The organism is Enterococcus sp. AZ128 (genome assembly GCF_051714485.1).
Classification (GTDB): Bacteria; Bacillota; Bacilli; order Lactobacillales; family Enterococcaceae; genus Enterococcus_A.
Genome location: NZ_JBIORZ010000001.1, coordinates 1,296,382 through 1,315,547 on the forward strand (window position 1 = coordinate 1,296,382; position 19,166 = coordinate 1,315,547).

The 19,166-nt window shown below is 37.3% G+C and carries 21 protein-coding genes and 1 other annotated feature; of the genes, 3 read left to right on the forward strand and 18 right to left on the reverse strand.

Annotated elements, in window-relative coordinates; genetic code table 11:
• Nucleotides 1-9 precede the first annotated feature (9 nt).
• From IGI38_RS06335 to IGI38_RS06375, 9 genes are read right to left on the reverse strand one after another with little or no spacing between them, the layout of a single operon-like run.
• Complete coding sequence (locus IGI38_RS06335; RefSeq protein ID WP_438727976.1) at nt 10-690, reverse strand: TIGR04283 family arsenosugar biosynthesis glycosyltransferase; 681 nt, start codon at nt 688-690, stop codon at nt 10-12.
• Entirely contained in the window at nt 687-1,682 is a 996-nt protein-coding gene (locus IGI38_RS06340; protein ID WP_438727978.1) for an ABC transporter ATP-binding protein, read from the reverse strand. The genes IGI38_RS06335 and IGI38_RS06340 overlap by 4 nt, the downstream gene beginning before the upstream one ends.
• Nucleotides 1,666-2,460 carry an ABC transporter permease gene (locus IGI38_RS06345; RefSeq protein WP_438727980.1) on the reverse strand — a complete coding sequence of 265 codons (795 nt, stop codon included), beginning with the start codon at nt 2,458-2,460 and terminating at the stop codon, nt 1,666-1,668. The genes IGI38_RS06340 and IGI38_RS06345 overlap by 17 nt, the downstream gene beginning before the upstream one ends.
• Nucleotides 2,457-3,311: an ABC transporter permease gene (locus IGI38_RS06350; RefSeq protein WP_438727982.1), complete on the reverse strand. Its 855-nt coding sequence runs from the start codon at nt 3,309-3,311 to the stop codon at nt 2,457-2,459. Before IGI38_RS06350 ends, IGI38_RS06345 begins: the two co-directional genes overlap by 4 nt.
• Nucleotides 3,304-4,542, reverse strand: coding sequence for an ABC transporter substrate-binding protein (locus IGI38_RS06355; RefSeq protein ID WP_438727984.1), 1,239 nt, complete (start codon nt 4,540-4,542; stop codon nt 3,304-3,306). The genes IGI38_RS06350 and IGI38_RS06355 overlap by 8 nt, the downstream gene beginning before the upstream one ends.
• Nucleotides 4,543-4,551: 9 nt before the next feature.
• Nucleotides 4,552-5,307 (reverse strand): heterodisulfide reductase-related iron-sulfur binding cluster, encoded by a 756-nt coding sequence (locus tag IGI38_RS06360; protein ID WP_438727986.1) that lies wholly within the window; start codon nt 5,305-5,307, stop codon nt 4,552-4,554.
• Nucleotides 5,304-5,666 (reverse strand): 4Fe-4S dicluster domain-containing protein, encoded by a 363-nt coding sequence (locus IGI38_RS06365; protein ID WP_438727988.1) that lies wholly within the window; start codon nt 5,664-5,666, stop codon nt 5,304-5,306. Before IGI38_RS06365 ends, IGI38_RS06360 begins: the two co-directional genes overlap by 4 nt.
• Nucleotides 5,667-5,671: 5 nt before the next feature.
• Nucleotides 5,672-6,043, reverse strand: a complete 372-nt coding sequence (locus IGI38_RS06370) for a hypothetical protein (RefSeq protein WP_438727990.1) — start codon at nt 6,041-6,043, stop codon at nt 5,672-5,674.
• Nucleotides 6,043-7,074, reverse strand: a complete 1,032-nt coding sequence (locus IGI38_RS06375; RefSeq protein ID WP_438727992.1) for a sulfurtransferase — start codon at nt 7,072-7,074, stop codon at nt 6,043-6,045. Before IGI38_RS06375 ends, IGI38_RS06370 begins: the two co-directional genes overlap by 1 nt.
• A 485-nt stretch (nt 7,075-7,559) precedes the next feature.
• On the opposite strand from IGI38_RS06375, the gene IGI38_RS06380 reads away from it, so the two are divergent.
• Complete coding sequence (locus IGI38_RS06380) at nt 7,560-7,940, forward strand: PH domain-containing protein (RefSeq protein WP_438727994.1); 381 nt, start codon at nt 7,560-7,562, stop codon at nt 7,938-7,940.
• 146 nt (nt 7,941-8,086) lie between these two features.
• Here the strand turns inward: IGI38_RS06380 and IGI38_RS06385 are convergent, their stop codons facing one another.
• Nucleotides 8,087-8,575, reverse strand: a complete 489-nt coding sequence (locus tag IGI38_RS06385; protein WP_438727997.1) for a TIR domain-containing protein — start codon at nt 8,573-8,575, stop codon at nt 8,087-8,089.
• Nucleotides 8,576-8,865: 290 nt separating this feature from the next.
• Here IGI38_RS06385 and IGI38_RS06390 point away from each other — a divergent pair, with 290 nt between their 5' ends.
• On the forward strand, nt 8,866-9,411 hold the full coding sequence (locus IGI38_RS06390; RefSeq protein ID WP_438727999.1) for a GNAT family N-acetyltransferase: 546 nt from the start codon (nt 8,866-8,868) through the stop codon (nt 9,409-9,411).
• Nucleotides 9,412-9,598: 187 nt separating this feature from the next.
• Here IGI38_RS06390 and nox read toward each other — a convergent pair whose 3' ends face one another.
• Nucleotides 9,599-10,930: a H2O-forming NADH oxidase gene (gene nox / locus IGI38_RS06395; RefSeq protein ID WP_438728001.1), complete on the reverse strand. Its 1,332-nt coding sequence runs from the start codon at nt 10,928-10,930 to the stop codon at nt 9,599-9,601.
• Nucleotides 10,931-11,345: 415 nt separating this feature from the next.
• On the opposite strand from nox, the gene IGI38_RS06400 reads away from it, so the two are divergent.
• Nucleotides 11,346-12,017 carry a Crp/Fnr family transcriptional regulator gene (locus IGI38_RS06400; protein WP_438728003.1) on the forward strand — a complete coding sequence of 224 codons (672 nt, stop codon included), beginning with the start codon at nt 11,346-11,348 and terminating at the stop codon, nt 12,015-12,017.
• 54 nt (nt 12,018-12,071) lie between these two features.
• On the opposite strand, the gene IGI38_RS06405 is transcribed toward IGI38_RS06400, so the two are convergent.
• From IGI38_RS06405 to IGI38_RS06435, 7 genes are all read right to left on the reverse strand, one after another.
• Nucleotides 12,072-12,248: a hypothetical protein gene (locus tag IGI38_RS06405; RefSeq protein WP_438728005.1), complete on the reverse strand. Its 177-nt coding sequence runs from the start codon at nt 12,246-12,248 to the stop codon at nt 12,072-12,074.
• A 130-nt stretch (nt 12,249-12,378) separates the two neighbouring features.
• On the reverse strand, nt 12,379-12,792 hold the full coding sequence (locus tag IGI38_RS06410; RefSeq protein ID WP_438728007.1) for an SRPBCC family protein: 414 nt from the start codon (nt 12,790-12,792) through the stop codon (nt 12,379-12,381).
• 133 nt (nt 12,793-12,925) lie between these two features.
• On the reverse strand, nt 12,926-13,432 hold the full coding sequence (msrA, locus tag IGI38_RS06415) for a peptide-methionine (S)-S-oxide reductase MsrA (RefSeq protein WP_438728009.1): 507 nt from the start codon (nt 13,430-13,432) through the stop codon (nt 12,926-12,928).
• A gap of 25 nt (nt 13,433-13,457) precedes the next feature.
• Nucleotides 13,458-14,273, reverse strand: coding sequence for a MetQ/NlpA family ABC transporter substrate-binding protein (locus IGI38_RS06420; RefSeq protein WP_438728011.1), 816 nt, complete (start codon nt 14,271-14,273; stop codon nt 13,458-13,460).
• A 73-nt stretch (nt 14,274-14,346) separates the two neighbouring features.
• Nucleotides 14,347-14,578, reverse strand: a binding site (T-box leader).
• A gap of 96 nt (nt 14,579-14,674) precedes the next feature.
• Nucleotides 14,675-15,307, reverse strand: coding sequence for an HAD family hydrolase (locus IGI38_RS06425; RefSeq protein ID WP_438728013.1), 633 nt, complete (start codon nt 15,305-15,307; stop codon nt 14,675-14,677).
• Between the two features lie 8 nt (nt 15,308-15,315).
• Nucleotides 15,316-18,045, reverse strand: a complete 2,730-nt coding sequence (locus IGI38_RS06430; protein WP_438728015.1) for a sigma 54-interacting transcriptional regulator — start codon at nt 18,043-18,045, stop codon at nt 15,316-15,318.
• Between the two features lie 139 nt (nt 18,046-18,184).
• Entirely contained in the window at nt 18,185-19,162 is a 978-nt protein-coding gene (locus IGI38_RS06435) for an SIS domain-containing protein (protein ID WP_438728017.1), read from the reverse strand.
• Nucleotides 19,163-19,166 lie beyond the last annotated feature (4 nt).

The window sequence follows — 19,166 nt, forward strand, 5'->3', positions numbered from 1 at the left end:
AACTCCTTCTCATCTATTGTATCGCTTGAGTAATTTTTCAGGCGGCATACCTAATAAATAGAGCAGTTTTATTTTATGCATTTTTAGATGTGTACGAAGCTTGCCCTTTTGAAAACGCCGACTTGAAGTAACAAGCGATATAGGCAATTGGTAAAAGCGGCCTAATTTTCTCAGTCTTCGGCTTAACTGCCAATCTTCCATCAACGGAATGGTCTCAAACCCGCCAGCTTCTTCATAGTACTTACGCGTAGTAAACATTCCTTGATCACCAAAAATCAACCCCAGATAACGCGCCCGTAAATTAGAAGTTCCAGCCAAATAACGATAAAAGAATTCTGATGAATCAAATGTTAACTTGAAAAATCCTGCACTGTAGCGTGTATCGCTTAATACAGTTTCAATTTGCACTAACAAATTATCCGTACTTCCTATACAACTATCACTATGTAGGAACCATAAATAATCACCGGAACTTTTCTCTACTCCGTACTTGAGTTGTGCCCCGCGATTTGCATTCTTCAACTGATAAACAGCTGCAAATTTTCCAGCAATTGATATTGTCTGATCTCGGCTGCCGCCGTCTACCACAATTATTTCATAAGGGATATCATCGTCTAATCCTTTTAATTGCTGTAGCAAATATGAGATGTTTTTTTCTTCATTTAGGACCGGAATAATTATCGAAATCATCGAGGCATCACCTGTAAAGATTCGTTGAACTGCAAAAAGATTCGATCTTCGTTCACGATTTTTGGGGATACATTGGTAAACGTGCAACTCGTTTCTCCAATTTTCATTTGGGTGCGCTGACCAGATGGAGACCATTCGCTACTTTCAACTAAAGCAGGCAATCCTGTCTTGCAAATCTCGATTTCTGCACCATATGGAATAAAAAGCAAAGCTTCTCCTTGAATATTACTAGGGTTTTGAACGGTAAGCTCTGAATTTCCAATTTTAAAAGTATTATTCGTAATGATACCGGGAATAAAATTACTCTCTCCAATCGTTTGAGCAACTTTCTGGTTTGCTGGATAAAAGTAAATCTCCTTTGGTCGACCAATTTGTTGAATCTCTCCATCGAACAAGATAATCATCCGATCGGCTAATTGAAAAGCTTCCTCTCGATCATGTGTAACTAAAACAACACTAAAACGATAGTCTTTTTGAAGACGACGTAAATAATTTCGCATCGTTTCTTTTAAATGCCCATCCAAATTAGCAAATGGTTCATCTAGCAATAATAACTTAGGCTCTAAAACGATTGCACGAGCCAAGGCCACGCGTTGTTGCTGTCCGCCAGACAGCTGATCAGGAAAATGTTTCTCCAGCCCCATCAAATCAAATGCGTGGATGATTTTATTGATTTTTTGAGCAATGATTTTCTTTGAAAACTTCCGCGCTTTCAATCCAAAAGTAATATTTTCAACTACGTTCATATGGGGAAAAAGCCAGAAGTCCTGAAAAACTAAGATTGTTCCGTCTTCAGAAAAATCTTCGGTGAATGCAATTGTGCCTTTATTAACCGGTTGAATCCCAGCAATCATTTTAAGCAAACTGGTTTTTCCTACTCCAGATGGGCCAAAAAGTGCGATGATCTCACCAGGCCCTACTTCAAAAGATAGATCCTTCAATATCCTATTTTTTCCATATTGCAAATGAAGATTGCTAACGCTTAGTCCCACTCTGAATTCCTCCAATAGCTATTTTCAAGATAAATACGCCCACTAGTGTACAGCCTAAAAAGACCAAACTATAAGACGAGGCCAACCCGAAGCGTCCATTATTCGCATACGGAAGTAATAATAACGGCAGGGTAACGATCCTACCACCGCCAATAAAAAAAGTTGGCAAGTATTGACTGAAAGATATAATAAATACAAATGTCGCTGACGTCAGAATCCCTGGTCTTAACAGCGGCCAAGTAATCTGCCAAAAAATCGACCACGGTTTTGCACCTAAACTTCGAGCAGTCAAACTAAATCCTTCTCCTAATTGACGATAACTTTCTAATAATATCTGCATCGTGTATGGCAAACACAGATAAGTATGAATCAAAATTATTCCTAAAAAAGTTCCGGTCAGATGTAATTGCAAAAATATGACCTGACTGGAAGTGATAATTGCTATTGCTGGTAAAATCAACGGCAAATAAATGATTATTTCAATAAAACGATGCGACATTTTTTTTTGAAAAGCAAAATATCTAGCTGCTGGCAAAGCCAGCACCATGCTTACCAACGTCGTAGCAAAAGCGATCACAAAACTATTAATCACTGCTGGCCAAAAATTAGGTTCATTGATCATTTGATTGTATATTTTTCCCGAAAATTCTTGTGGGAAAATGGCCGGATACATCCACTCTGCACTAAACGACCAACAAAACAGCAAAAGTGTAGGAAAGACTATCATTGCTGCCACAAGAAACAATAGGAAATAGTTTCTTTTCATCGAGAGTTTCATGGTTTTTTCCTCCCTCCCGGTAAGATCCGACTAATCGTCAGAGCAACGAATGTGATGACTAAGCAAATTCCGGATATCACTAGATTCAAAGCAAAGGCTTGCGGCCGAGTGGTCAAATCAGCTTGAGTAAACAAATCATAGGCAGTCAAAGCCACCGTCTGATTGCTCGGATTACCTAACAAATAAGGAACCTCAAAGGAGGCAAAAGTAAAGCAAAATAAAATAATAAATAGAGTGATCAACGTTTTTTGGAGCATTGGTAAAATTACTGAGAAAAATATTCGAGTAGTTGAGGCACCTAAATTTTTAGCCACTTCTATGTAACCTAATTGCAATTGTTGTAAGATTGCGAAAGTCGTTACTGCGACATAGGGAATCTCTTTATATAGAAAGACAAAAATGATCCCAAATCCGCCAGAATCATGAATCAATAAGGGAAAATGGTCAATTTCTTTTATTAATCCCAGTTGAAAAAAAAGGCGCGAAATGATTCCAGACTGACTGATTAATTGCATGACCATTAAAGCAACGATAATGTGAGACAAGGAGATCGGTAAACTAATAATTTTATGTAACCAAGACTTTCTCACTCTTAGCAAAAGAAAAGATAGCCCCACCCCTGCCAGCAATGACAAAAAAGTCGCTGTCAGTGCCAAGTAGCAACTGTATCCTAGCGACTTTTGGAAAAATGGATCACTCAAAACCTGTTGATAGTTTGTAAGACTAATTTTGTTAAGCCCAATCAAAGGATAATATCCTAAACTAATTTGCAGCCCCTTAAACAACGCCGCCAAAATCACGACGCTGTTTAATAATAAAAATGGGACAACTAATAATTTTCTTTTATTCATGCAAAACATGCTCTTTCCACAACGCTTCAATAATCGGAATTTTTTCTGCTTGAACTTCAGGGATTTGTTTTTCCTGCATTTCTTCAAGCGAAAGTACTCCTTGATTCTTGTAAAGATCAGTCAGTGTCTGATTAGTTTCATCTGATAATTTATTTGAATCAAATGGAGGTATACTATATCCATATTTAGCTTCAGCTTTTTTTAATTGGGCAGATTCACTAGTCATTTCATTGATTAAAACTAGTGCCCCAGCTTTGACTTTTGACGTATTGGCAATTGCGAGATAACTCTGATTTGCGATTGTCCCTTTATCAAATAGGAAAGACTCAGTGGTCGCTTTGAACTCCTTATCACTGCGTTTTTCTGCTACATGCATTTGAGAATAGCTGTAACTCATATCAATTTGGCCAGCGGAAAACATTTGATCCAGTTCTGCTGTAGTAGTCGGGTAGGTTTTCCCTTCTTGCCATAAATAGGGTTTAATTTCATTTAAATAATCTAAGCCCGGTTTGATGACTTTATACAGATCTTCTTTATTGGCTTTCGCTTCCTCAACTTTATCGTAGCCTACGATATCACAGATGACATTCCTCACAAAAGCACTCCCAGTAAATTCTGGTGGTGCTGTGTACGTGATTTTTCCTGGATTTGCTTTCGCATATTCTAATAAGGCTTGTGTCCCTGTCGGAAAACCATCTTTAAATTTTTCTTTTTCCCCAGCAAAAACTAATTGTGCGCTCCCATAAGGAACTTCATAGCCATCGATTTTGACGCCAAAATCATACTTCGAATTATGCCCATCGACATCCATCAATTTCTCAAAACTTTCGATCTTTTTAGTAATTGGTCCATAAAGTAGTTTCGCCTGTTTAGCAGTATAGAAATTTTCGCCATTGATCCAAATAACATCAATGTCTCCTTCTTTTGTTCCAGCTTCCTTTTCAGTCGTCAGCTTATTCAGAATTTGATCGATATCCATTGGAACACGCTTAACAGTAACATCATATTTTTCCTTCATTGCTGGGGTGACTACTTCATCCACCCATGCGTTGGCTTTCTCATCCCCGCCAAAACCATAAAAAGTAACGGTCTCTCCTTTACTTTTCTTCACAGCATCGGAAAAACTACTAATAGATTCCTCTGTTTTAGTTTCTTTTGTATCATTGGTTTTGCAGGCAGTTAGAGAAAATAGCATCCCCACTGTCAACAAACTAATTAACCATTTTTTCATTGCTCTCTCCTATGCATTTGTTACGATTTTTTTTGATTGATACCGATTTTTCCAAGCCTGTACCGGATTGTCCAGAGGATGGGAGGGGGTCTTATCTTCTTTATGTATGACTTCACCAAATATCAAATCTAATAAGTGCCAAGCGTTCCCACCTCCGAGAATCATGGCCGAAGTACAACTGGCACAATAGGTAACAATATGATCCGTCTTGAAATCCTCTACGCGTTTTTCAGCAAAATTTTTGGCTAAAGCCGGGTTTGTGACCCCGCACATTCCGCCCATCCCGCAACACAAGGTGTTTTTTCCGGATAACCGGTTTTGCTTAACTTGATAACCTAATTGTTCCAACAAAAAACGTACGGCTTGATGAATTTCTGTCACTTCTTTAGTCGGGCAAGAGTCCTGAATAGAAAAAACTATATCGCTGTCTTTGCCCTTATTTATTGCATCTTTAGGCAACCCTAGTTCTGCCATTTTTACCCACAAAGATGAAGTAGGAAATTGATTCTGAATCGTCATCGTTTTTATACATCCTTGACAGGCTACAATCAACTCATCAATCCCAGCATGATGAACTTGTTCCGTCAGCCTGCTAAAACGTTCTTGAAATAATTGCTCTTGACCTATCATACGAGTCGGTTTCCCGCAGCAGCCTTGAATTACAGCCAAATCTGGATAATAGTCTTTTAAATAATCAATCATTCGCGCAACTTGTTTTGGACTACTAGAACTTAATGCGCAGCCAGCCATAAATCCGTATGTCATTTTGTCTCTCCTCGATTCGTTGCCGTAAAGAATTTACTAGTTGAAAGCTTTTGATGCATTTCAACACTTTTTAATTGTTTTAATGGTAGCCCGTCACTCATTAAATCTTGTCGTATCGCTAGAAAAGCTTCATCCAATTTCAATTGCAGAGGACAAACTACTGTACAACGGCCACACAACATACAAGAGTATGGAACGATGGGGTCAAATCCTTCTTCCAGAAATTGATGAAATAACTTTTGCGGATCCTGACAATACTGCTGCAAAAAGAGGCAATCTTTCATACAACGTTTACAACTCGTACAGGTATCAGCGATCAATTGAGCCATTTCAATCGTTTTCTTTGAGTAATCTATCAAGCTGACTAACTCCTTTTCAATAAAACAATTATCAATTGTAATAAAAAAACTAGGCATAAAATGGCGCTCACCAAATAGTAAATCGGCGTTGTAGCAAGTGCAAATACTGTTTGCCAAATCAGAAACAGAAGCCCCAGTAAAAGTAAAATAAAACGTTCAACGTCTCTTTTTTTAATTGTCAAAAAGAGCGCAAGCACCACTAGTGCGAGCGGCAGCAAGAACAACTTGCTGCCGAACACACTCCCTTCTACTTTATGCGAATAAAAAGAAACATTTCGCATAAAGCCAAGATGATTTTTGTAAAGATCATCCATTAAATAGATTCCGTAGACGACTCCCAATTGAACTAGATGTAAAAAATATCGAAAAATTTTCATTAGTTCAAAATTTCTACTTTATCTTCATCTCTTGGATCACCAACCTGAACAGGATATTTGCTTGGATCTTTTTGATGCGCTTTATCCCAATCGAACCAGCCGCCGTCAAATAATTTAACATCTTTCCAGCCTTCTTGTTTAGTGATAAAGAAAGCTGTTGCTGCACGCCAGCCAGTTCCACAGTAGAAAGCAACTTCTTTATCTGGCGTAATGCCCCATTTCTTCCAAGCTGCAAAAATCTTTGTTGGTTCTTTGACAGTACCATCGTTATTCATTAATTGGGCAACGTCTGCGCTGGTTTTACTAGATTTTGCATAAACAGCACCTTCTGGTTCACCAGCATTTTCAATATAATCATATCCACTAGTCTTACCAGTGAATTCTTTCCAAGAGCGAATACTTGCAAGGACTAGTTCCGGATTTTTATCCTTTGCAGCAACCAAATCTGCTGAAGTTGAAATCAAGCTTTCTGGACGACCAGGAACATTCCCGCCAAAATCTTTTGCTGCGGTAGCTTCTTCATTCCCTTTTTCTACTTTGTAGTCAGCCTTTTCCCATGCTTTTAGACCGCCATCCAAAATCTTAACTTCATCTACACCTAACCAGTAAGCAACAAACGCAACACGAGCTGCAGCATTGATATCGCTTGAATAAACAACGACAGGTGTTGTTTTAGTTACGCCTCGTTTCAAGAAAACTTCTTTACATGTTTCTGCATCTAAGATGTTCCAATTGTTTTCTTCGGTTTCGATCTCCATTGTATCAACATGGAATGCGCCAGGAATATGAGCTTTTTTATAATCCTTACCCTCACCGTAAGACGCCTCAATGACAACAGTCTTATCGTCATCCTTCATTTGTTTTTTCAACCATTTCGCATCTACAAAAAAATCATCATCTTTGATATCTTTACTTTTTACCAAACGCTGAACCTTACTTGATTTGTCAGCCGCATGTACCTCTTCAGTTTTTGAATAGACTACTAACGCTGTTAACATCAAACAGCTGATTACCGCAAAAATTTTTTTCATCTTAATTCTCCCTTATAAAAGTTTATTTTTTCACTTGAAACGTTTTCAGCAGCAACAAAGACCTCTTTTACACACAACAAAAAAACATACTAGTTTAGTATGCTTTCTTTCTGAATACATCTTTTACGTACTTAATAGCCCTTTTAGCTGGTCGCAAAAAAAGTTGGTCGAAGGAAAGTCAATTGTTCTACTAGCTTAGAAACTCTAAGTAATGATTGGTTTCACAGTCACCGCTGATAGTTTTTAAGCATAAGAACACCTCCTACCCCAATTTTTTAAACCGGGCTCTTTTCCCTTCCGAGTATATCGAAACACTATTCGTTTAGCAAGAGGATTTCCGTTAAAAAGAACAAAAACTTATTTTGTGAACTAGTGATTATTGTTCAGTCTTTTTTTTAGTTTTGTATAATTTGTTAGTAAGTAGCTTTCCTTGCCATAATCAGATAAAATTGGAGTATCTAATTTGGGAAAGAAGGTTTTTTTATATGAGTATTTTCGACGGTTTAATGGGAAATGCCAGCCAACACAATAACAAATCCGTTGAGGGGAAATTAGAGGATATTTTAATTCCTGGCGAAACTATTTCGTTAGCTTTTAAGCTAGTACGCGACCTTATCGTCTTCACTGATTTCCGTTTAATTTTAGTCGATAAGCAAGGAGTAACCGGGAAGAAGGTGGAATATAAATCGATTCCTTTTCGTTCGATTTCACGCTTTTCCGTAGAAACCAGTGGGCATTTCGATTTAGATGCAGAATTAAAAATATGGATTTCCAGTGCTGAACTGCCAGCTGAGACTATTCAGTTTAGAAAAGACAAAAATATCGTAGAGGTACAAAAAGCTTTGGCCTTAGCCGTATCAAAATAAATAAAAAAAGACAAGATCTGAACGTTTTGTTCAATATCTTGTCCTTTTTTTCTTCCCAAGCAGTGCTATTTTTTTCCCCTTTATTTTTTTCATTCGCCCTCATTCTCTCCTTTTAAAAGTAATCAGCGAGTTTAAAAAAAGTATGGTTATCTCTCTTTTACCTTATCAACATTTTCGATCCATTTTTCAAGATTGTTGTAACCATCATTTTTGATATAATCATATTCCCCGTCAATGATCTCATCAAACCAGAGCAGTTCTCCATCTTTTTTCTCTCCAACAATTTTTACGACTGATTGACTGATAGATGTTTTCTGACTCAAGTTTTTGACCTTGCCAATTTTCAATGCGATAATTGCATTGCCTCGTTCATAGCTTTGTTCAATTTCATATTGAACATATTTTGAATCTAATGTTTCGCTGCCAACCAATACTACAGTCACCGATGTGCCAGCTAATTGTTTGTCGATCCATCGCCTGATACTTTCTTCGCCATCACGCTTAATTCCTTCAAACTCTGCTTTGTTAATAAATCCTGATTCTTCATTCTCCTTTAGCGCCCAATTATTTTTAATAACCATCGCTCTTGATAAATCATTTTCATAATAAAAACTAAAGAATACCCTTCTCGCCATTAAAATTTCCTCCCTAACTTTTTATATTTAAAAACTGAAGCGGTTTTCTATTGTTTTGAAACAGCTAGAAACCTCTTGACATTCTCAAACAATTCTGTATTCCAATTTCTCTATTCATTATATAATACTCCTCTCCTTCAATGGCTCCATTTTCTTTATAATAGATGTTTTTATGATGAACAAGCGTTTTGTATAATCTAATAAATAAACTATCCAAGTGATGAAAACCCGCTAGCTTTTATTTTTCTTACATGATACGATTTATTTGAAAAATGACAAGGAGGATTATTATGTTGGATAAATCTGTTCCCTTTATTCCGTTTACGATGTTTCGGCCAGCAAATGCACCGTCATTACCAGAGATTCAATTACCAGAAGCGTACCGGATGGTATTTTATCAACCTGGTGATGAAAACGATTGGTGTCGAATTGAAACAGCGGTTTTAGAATTTGAGACTGAGAAAGATGCCATGAGTTATTTCCAACGTTCTCTTGCTCCTTATCAAGAAGAGTTAAAAAAGCGGATGCTCTTCATCGAAAACTCGTCTGGTAAAAAGGTGGCTACTTTTACAGCATGGTGGACAGAAGAAAATCAGCCGCGCCTCCACTGGTTAGGTGTTGTCCCTGAAGAACAGCGAAAAGGCCTTGCGAAAGCCCTAACAATTCGAGTTACTCAACTTCTCCATGACTATTATCCTGGTCAGGACATTTACTTGAGTACACAGACATGGAGTCATCACGCTGTACAGCTATACGAAAAGTTGAATTATCAAATTATCCAAAATCAAGACTATCAAAAAATATTGGCAACTTTAAAAGAAGCGAATCAGCATTAATCATGTCGGGTGTATGTATGAGTTTCTATCAAAAAGGACCTTAAAGAAGTTAGAGCAAACTCTAGCTTCTTTAAGGTCCTTTTTGATATTTCATATTATGACTACGGACAATACGAGGTCGCGTTCTTACTATTCAGTATAGAAAAACACACCTATCAAGCAAATGACAGGCGCGTTGATTTTATTCCTATTCTGCACTTAGCGCAGCCATGGTAATATAGTTGTACGGCTGATTGAAATGAGGCAAGAAGAAAATATCTAATAGTTTTAGTTTATCGATTGTTACTTGCTCCTCAATTGCTAGTGAGAACATGTGTATCACACCTGAAATATCTTCAGTTGATGATAATTGTGCACCAACTACACGACGGGAACCTTCTTCATAAACGATTCGAATTTTTACATTGGCATTGTTTTTCATGAATCCTGGACGCTGTAGATCTTCAAAATCAGTATACTTCACTTTGATTCCATTTTTCGCAGCTGCCTCTACTGATAAACCAGTTGAAACCATGTGCAAGCCGAATATTGAAATACCATTAGAGCCTTGCACACCTGTCGATTCCAAAGCAACTCCACCAACATTATAACCAGCTACAATTCCCGAACGAACTGCATTTGTCGCTAGTGCGATATAAGTAGTATCTTGCAATGCGTTTGAGTAAATTGTCGCACAATCACCTACGGCATAGACATCCGGATCACTGGTTTGCTGATGACGATCAACCAAATAGGCACCATTTTTGAATAACGCTAAGTGCTCTTTTCCTAATTCATTATTTGGCAAGAACCCGATGGCATTGATCACTAGATCGACTTTGTATTCACCCTTATCCGTTACGATTGCTTCGACTTGAGTATTCCCCTTATATTCCTTAGCTAATTCACCGAAATGTACATCAATGGCATGTTTTTTCAACATTGCATCCATGTCGTCCGTGAACCATTTATCATAATAACTTGGTAGTGACCGTTCCATTGCATCAAATAATAAAACATTTTTGCCGCGACGTTTTGCTGCCTCAGCAATCTCTACACCGATATAGCCAGCTCCAATAACTGCAACATTATTTACATCATCCGTGCTTAAAAGTTCATCAACAGCCTGACCATCCTGAAAACGCTTCAAAAAATGAATGTTTTCTAGATCGCGACCAGGAACTTTTGGTGAAATAGGCACTGATCCTGTTGCTAAAATCAATTTATCATAAGTTTCAACAAAACTCTCTCCTGTTTTTGACAGACAATGAACTTCTTTCCTATCATAATCAATTCGATCAACAGTGGTTTCCATTGAGATTTTAGCACCCTTTGCTTCAAAATCCTCGCGTTTTGTATAAAATAGCCCTTCGTAAGAATCAATTTGGCGACCTACCCATAAAGCCGTCCCGCAACCTAAATAACTGAGATTATTATTTCGATCAATCATTACTACTTCTTGATCTTCAAAATTGTCCAAAAGCGTGTTTGCTGCAGCTATACCAGCGTGGTTTGTACCTACAATTACAGTTTTTGTCATATAATCTTCCTCCTAGTTATTGAAAGCATTTTCATTACAAATATAATTGTAACATACTGCACGAATGACTTTTAAAAAAATGCAAATACTTTAAAATAACTGTTGAAAAAGCATCAAAACCATTATAGTAGCCTAAAGTCTGAAAAAAGCAACATCAACTGTTTTCACTCCCCAAATTATTAATACGTTTCCTCCTAAAGAAGTTATTAAATATGCTGATTTCCTCCAAAAAAAGTGAAATTCACTTGAGTAAAGTTAATTCGGTCAATGAAATTTAATTTTTTTTGCTTCTTTAGGATATCTAAATGGATTAAACTTGATTGCCTTAACATTCTATATTAGGATCAAGGTATTCATTGATTATTAAAAGACGAAAACTATTGCATGTACTAAAAAGAAAAATGAGGTGTGTTCGTTGGTAGAGAATTTAAAGAAGCATCATCTTGATTTACTCGATAAATATGGCTTGTTAGATCATCAGGCCGTTTGTGAGGTTCGCAACTTCAACTCGGGAGAAACTATTTTTTCTCAAGGAGTGGCATATAAATACATCATGGTTGTCGTATCTGGCAAAGCTAAGGTATGTACAAGTGCTCCTAGTGGAAAGGACTTAGTTTTGGCCTATTATCTTTCAAGCGGCTTGATTGGCGATGTCGAATTGATGTCTAATACAATCTATGCCACTGCTTCAGTAATTACACTTTCTCCCTTTGAAGTGATCGTCGTCCCTTTTCATAATGAGCAAGATTCGATTTTTAAAAATCTTACTTTTATGACAACTCTAGCTAAAGGTCTTTCTGAAAACCTGATTAACAGTTCTCACAATTACACTTCAAATGCACTTTATTCTGGAGAACAGCGTTTGTGTACGTATATTCTGCAGGGTGCCTATAAAAATTATTTTTTTGACAATTTGACCGATGTTGCTGCGACGATTGGAATTAGCTACCGACACCTTTTGCGTCTACTGAATAAATTGTGCGATGACGGTATTTTGATTCGTGAAAAAAGGAAATTTCAAATTATTGACAAAGAACAGCTGAAACTTCGTTCGTCAGAAGCAGAGTACTTTAAAAAGAATTACTGATACTATCATTGCAAAGAAGCCATCCGACTCCTTTTATCCTAAAGAAGCGGATGGCTATTTTTCATTAATCAACTGTTGTTTTTTTAACGCTGTGCGCAAAATTTGTTCTTTCCGTTGTGCTTCAAGTTTATTGACTCGTTTCCAATAGACTACTTTTCTTTGGTACTTTGTCCACTGCCTAACAGATACCAGTCCCACAATACCAAGAATGAATACGATAAGGATCATCATAATAAGCACCTCCTATATCTGTATTCTATTCAATAGTTGGAAAAACAATTAGGACATTTATCACATTTTTGAAAATGATCATGAAAAATATCGGAAAACCATTGTTCCTTACTCTTTCAATTTTTATCGTTTAAACTTTTGTTGTCTTTTCCAAATAAGCTGCTAGATCATGAACATAGGTTTGTTGTTGCTTTTTTAAGTAACTCTTTACAAAAGGTTTCATGTAGAATTTCTTTGCTAGAACATCCTCAGTAAAAACAATCTTCGTTTGCTGATCCGTCAATTGTTGAAATTCGCCAGTCCATTTTCCGGATATGTTGTCATTCTCCATAGTAAATGCGTAAAATCGTGGCGCAACAAAAGCAGTGATTGTAAATTTTGTAGGAAATCCCTGCTTAGTATATTCAATAAAGATAGTTGGATCATCTAGAACCTCAATCTTACTAAGGTCACTTCGCCATTTTACATCAGATAATGACGTGACTACCTCCCAAACTCTTTCAATATTTTCATTAAAAATCGCTTCAATTCTTGTGGTCGCCATACAATCCCTTCCCCTCTAGCTCATTATAATTCGTTTACTATTCAGAAACCTCTCAACACTCAGACACTTTTTGCGAGGTTTTAGAGGAAAATATGAACATTTATTTTATAGCTAGGATCTCACAGAATTCTTTTTACCAGAATTCACGAATAAACGTCTTTCTTCTTTCCGCATTCCTATGATAATTTTCTGGGTTTCTTTGATAATATTCCTGATGCTCAGCTTCAGCGGGATAAAAAATGGTTGCAGGTTCAATCTGAGTCACAATTGGTTGATCAAAGCGTCCACTAGTTTGTAACACCGCTCGACTTTCTTCTGCTTCCTTTTTCTGTTGCTCATTATAATAGTAGATAACTGGACGATAGCTGCTACCACGATCTTCGAATTGACCAAATGCGTCTGTCGGGTCTGTTTGCTGCCAATAGATTTCCACTAATTCACGATAGGATATCAACTCTGGATTAAAGATAATTTCAACGGCTTCAGTATGTCCAGTAGTTCCGCTCTTTACTTCCAAATAAATCGGATTCTCAGTTACTCCTCCTGTATAACCAGAAATGACGGATTCGATTCCTGGCAGACTGTCAAAGGGCTTCACCATACACCAAAAGCAGCCTCCTGCAAAAATTGCTCGTTCCATAATATTCACCTATTCCTTCTATTGATTATTCATTGACAGGTACGATCGAGCCGCCCCATTTCTTCTCAATCCATTTTTGAACTTTCGGTTCATGTAAAACTTCCACGATGGTCTTTATTTCTTTGCTATTTTTATCTTCTGTTCTTGTCGCTACAATATTGACATAAGGAGAATCATTTTGTTCAATCATCAATGAATCTTTTACTGGGTTCAAACCCTTTTCGTAAGCAAAATTTGAATTGATCGCAACTAAATCCCCTTCGTTGTTTTCGTAGGCCGAGGTTAGCAAGGTCGGATCAACGCTATGCTCAAATACTAAGTTCTTAGGATTCTCAGTTATATCATCGAAAGTTGCTTTGTCGATTGCTACGCCTGTTTTGATTTTTATCAAATTGTTTTTTACAAAGATATTTAGTACTCTTCCCCATTCAGAAGGAACATTGGAAACAATAACTTTTGCTCCATTGGGTATTTCGCTAACCTTTTTTATCTTTTGAGAGTAAATCCCCATCGGTTCAAGATGAATAGCTCCTACATTTGAGAATTTATAACCATTCTCTTTCTTTTGCAAATTGAAATATGGAACCGTCGAAAAATAGTTTGCATCAATATCGCCATTTTCTAGCGCCTTGTTCGGTAAAACATAATCATCAAACTTTACGATTTCCAAATCAATCCCTTTTTTCTTTAATTCTGGTTTGATGTGTTCCAGAATTTCAGCATGAGGAGTTGGTGAGGCACCAATTTTTATTTTATTCGCTTTCTCAGCTGAGTTGGAACCACAAGCGGCCAAGAAGGTAATACAGCTTAGAACCAATAGAACAAAACCAAATTTTTTCATACAAACACTCTCCCAATTTTTTTTGACAAATAAAAAAAATATCCATCCCTTTATCTACCAGAATCCTGATAAATAAAGGGACGAATATTTTCGCGTTACCACCCTTATTCGTATTATCTTCACAGACAATACCTCAACGGTACAGACATACCCGGCGATATAACGGTCGCTTCCCGTCCAGCTTGCGTGAACAAACTGAAGGCTCAGAGCTCATCTTCATTGATTTTCCACGATCCCTCTTTTCACCTGCCGAGGGTCTCTTTAATCGTTTCACGGTCAACTACTCTTCTCTTCAATGCATGATTATCGATTGACGTAATTCTAATACAAAAAAATCTGATTTGCAATAAAAAATTATCAAAAGAACTCCTTATTTTTTGGATAAGGAGTTCTCGCTGATATTAACGTGTTAACTTTGGCAATGTCCTTATTTCCTTCAGATCTTCAATAATAATATCTGCTGCATTTTGATCCATCATAAAATCTTGCTTCAAAGCAACAGTGTAAATCCCTGCCGCTTTCGCAGCGGCGATTCCTAAAGTTGAATCTTCAACGGCTAAACAGTCGTCACATTTTAATGCTTCCCGACTGATCAAATAAATTTCTGGGTTCGGTTTGCTTTCCTTTACTTCTTCGCCGCTGATCGTATAAGAAAAATAGATATTCAACTTGCAATCAGATAACATTTGATTGATTTCACTGCGAGGGGAAGACGATGCCAACCCCAGTGAAAAACCCGCTTTCGTCAATTCCTCTAATACATTAGGAACTGAATCCCTTAATGCCTTTGAAAAGTCAATTCGATTTTGTTTTTTGTAGTGAATGTATTCCAGTTGAAGCTGATTTCGTTTGATTTCATCATTAGGAACCAGCATTTCCCATGTTTGTTTTTCAGAATTACCAACATAGTCTTCAAATTTATTTGATCCGGGTTGGATACCTTTCAGCTTAAAATAGTCCATTCGCCGTTCAAAATAGAACGGCTCACTATCAATTAACACGCCATCCATATCAAATATAACTGCTTTTCCCATTTCTTCACCTAGTCCTTCACAATGTCATTTAATAACCGAAGCTCTAACAACGGAATCTCGATCGTATATTCCTTTTCAACTTCTTGGAACGCCTGATGGATCAGTTCCATATTATGGCCCTCCTTCTGTACGTATTCTTCGATATCCTCTTGTTCATCCACGCTTTCTTTCCGCAAAATCCGTTCGATCATGGAACAGCAATGCATATAAAGCAGAAAAAGCTGATTATTTGAGAATTCAATTCCCATCAATTTCTCTAGCTCCTTAACTGCTTTTTGAACGAGTTGCAGAACTTTCGTCGCGTCTAATATCGTCAAATTCTCTACAATTTTGTTAATCGAAAAATTGAAGATTAATTGGCTTTTAAAAGCCTCTCCATCAATATCGACCTGTTCCTGCAATAATTCCGCAAATTCAGAAACAGCTTCACCGTTGATCAACTGATCTAAACCAATGTAAGGAATTTGATTGATCTTGGGGTTTTCAGTACCGACAATCATCAAAACATCGTACAATTGAAAGGGCGTTTCGTACATCTTATTTTCCGCTAATTTTTTATAATCATAGGGAAGAATCGTCAGTTCTTTAGCAGAATCACCCAAACATTTTTGTAAGATTTCCTGAATTTGTGTAGCACTTCCCATACCAGTATAGCAACAGGTAATGATTGCCTTTTTCTTGTTGACCTCTGGAATTATTAATTGTTTTTGAATTCGATGTTCTACGGTTATCGCCTCATACACTTCTGTTACACTATCGCCATTCACAATATGCTGACCGACCTCTAAGACAAGCGGCGTACTAACGTTGTCAATAATCACTAGCGGACTCTTGATATGATTTGACAAACGTTCTCCTAATTGATTGAAGGACCCCATGTCCACTAATAAAATCAAACCAGAATCTGTTCGGTAATCATTAATATAGCGAATAATTTGACTTTCAACTTTATCAAGAGTGATGTTGATCGGCATGTCGTATGCTTGGAAAACATTCTTTCCTAACATCCGATTCACCACGTTGGCTAAACTGCTGGCTGTCGAATAGCCATGTGCCAATACGATACATTTCACATCATTTGGCAAATCACTGATCTGCAAACTGTAAAAGTAAAATGTTACAAAAACAATGTCTTCTTCTAGAATCTGCTGGTCTAATTGCTGCGATAGGTAGGTTAATAATTTTTTAGCATACCAAAATGGCGTTTCTAGGAAAGAGTCCAAAAACTCTATCAATCCGTTCTTTAATTCTTGCCATTCATAATCACTGCTTAAGATGTCTGCGTTATCCTTTAGATAAAGATAACTAGCCAAGGAGACCACTCGATTACCATCCTGTTCGAACCCATAATTTTCATACATCATATCCAAGGTTTGACGAATATGATAGGTCAGAACTGAATAAAGCGATTCTTCTTTTTCATAGGTTCCTTGAAAAAGAAACTCATCCATCATTTGGGTCACTCGGTTCGCGTTATCTTCTATAAAATTTTGCGCTAAGCTTTCTTTTTGTTGGACCTTTTTGAACTCAGAAACTACTTCGGAAAAAAAACTGCGAAGAATCTGTGTTTCTTTGCTCTCTAGATGGACCTGCTGCTTGGTATTCGGTAAATAGGTACGATCCGACATCCTCTTTTTCGGCTTGCTAAACTGTTCCTTAAATTTCAGATTATATTCTAGCGGTAAATCCTTCAACCGAACCGCAATAACCTGCTTATTTTTTTCATGAACGTAGGCATTTCCGCAAGCGTACTTGATGATGTTTTTGATTTTCCCTACATTCCCTTCTAGATCACTGTTCAAAAGGAAATCAATCATTTGATAGGAGACTTGCAACTCTTTATCTAAAATACTGCTTTCTGCAATAAAAAATGAATCAATCAAACGCAGACGTTCAGATTGTGGGCGATTTTGAAATTTTGGTAAAGTAACAATTACTGGCAGCCGTCTTAAAAAAGTAGGCAAGAAAGTCGAATAAACATTCTCAGTAGTAGCAAAGATTAAACGGACATTACCCTTTCGCCGAATACTTGTATCTCCCATCGGTGAAAATTCTCCAGTATCCATAAAGGTGAATAATTTTTCCTGTCCTTCTTCTGACAATCTGTGAACCTCATCTAAAAATAAAATACCTCCATCTGCCTTTTCGATCAATCCATTATGTTCCTGATCTGCTCCAGTGAAAGCTCCTTTGGTATGACCGAATAACGCTGATGATAATAACTCTGGGTTATTGAAATATTGGGCACAATTGTACGCGATAAATGGCGCCTTATGATCAATCACCTGCTGTTCTTTGGCATATGCATGAATTTTCTCTGCTAAAAAAGTCTTTCCTGACCCGCTTACTCCCATCAGTAAGATCGGCAACCCATTATGAGGATATAACACAGCCGTCTTGATTTGATCGATCGCTTCCTTTAAACTCCCACTAGCCCCAATGATTTCTTCAATCGCGTTTCCATTATCTTGCGTAAATAATTCCTTTAGCGAGTCATATTCTAATTTATCCACTTCAATCGAAGCATTCTCTAACGCTCCTTTATGTAAAAATAAGACTGGATAACTTTTGATTTTTACTAGTTCTCCTTCGCGAAATGCTTGATTTAGATAACTGCTGATGGTACTTCGATTTAGTTGCAGTGACTCAGCGATTTTATAGGCCGAGAAACGTTCCTCAGCTCCTTCTTTTAGATTCATCGTTAATTCATATAAATAATCATCCAATTCCTTTTTCATTTCATCACCTGCTTTTAATCGATTTGATGTACCTTCATTTCTATTGTATAGCATTTCTTTTCCTCTAAGAGACTAAAATTTCTAATAATGCGAAAAAACCGAGATGCCATATCTCAGTTTTTTCGCAAAAATTTTGCGACTAGTAAGAAAGTTTCCACATATAACGACGTTTTGTAAGCGGATGTTCTCTAGCATAAGATAATTCCTCTGCATATACTCTAAAGACTGCAGTAATAACAAATGGGTTGAAGTAGTCTAAAACTTCTTTCTCTACGTGCGCGGATAATCCATAATCTAGAGCATCGACCACTTCGGTTTTCGCATCGAAGCGATCTAAGAAAGCTAAAGCCCGTGAATCAATTGCTCGCGTTTTTCCATCGTTCATCAACAAGATGAATGGGACATCCTTATCAACGATCTCGAATGGTCCGTGGAAGAATTCACCGGCATGGAAGGTTCCTGAATTGATCCATTGCATCTCCATCATCAGACAAACAGATGATGAATACGCTACTTCATGAGTAGCACCACTACTCATGATATAAATTACTTTTTCGTCTTTAAAGCGTTGTGCGAAGTGTTTGGCTGCTTTACGTGCTGATTCTGCACTTTCTTGTGCCAAGTCATAAATCTTAGCAAAGGCATCCATCATCTTATCGTAATGTTCATAGCCCTCCACTTGATTTAACAGCTCCACTGCTAAAAGCAGGCAATACCCCGTTTTTTCAAGTTTGGTCGCGTAGTTCTCAGCAAAGCCGTGGTAAATCACATAATCTGCATCTTTTGTTAACGGCGCATCAATTATTCGTGTTAAACTAATTACTGTAGCACCTTTATCTTTGGCAACGGCATTGGCTTCTACTGTTTCTGGAGTTGCACCTCCAAGAGAAGCCGAGATCACTACTGTGTTCTCATCGACCGAAGTTGGTGTAGCAAAGTTGAACTCGTTGGCTGTGTAGTGACTAATGCGTAATTGCTTCGCATTTTGGTCTAAAAAGTATTTTGCTGGATACAAATCTGCTTTTGACGCGCCGCAGCCAACGAAAACAACGTGTTTCACATCATGTTTTCCTACAATCTCTTTGATAATTTCTTTTGCTTCCATCGTTGAATTCATTTTC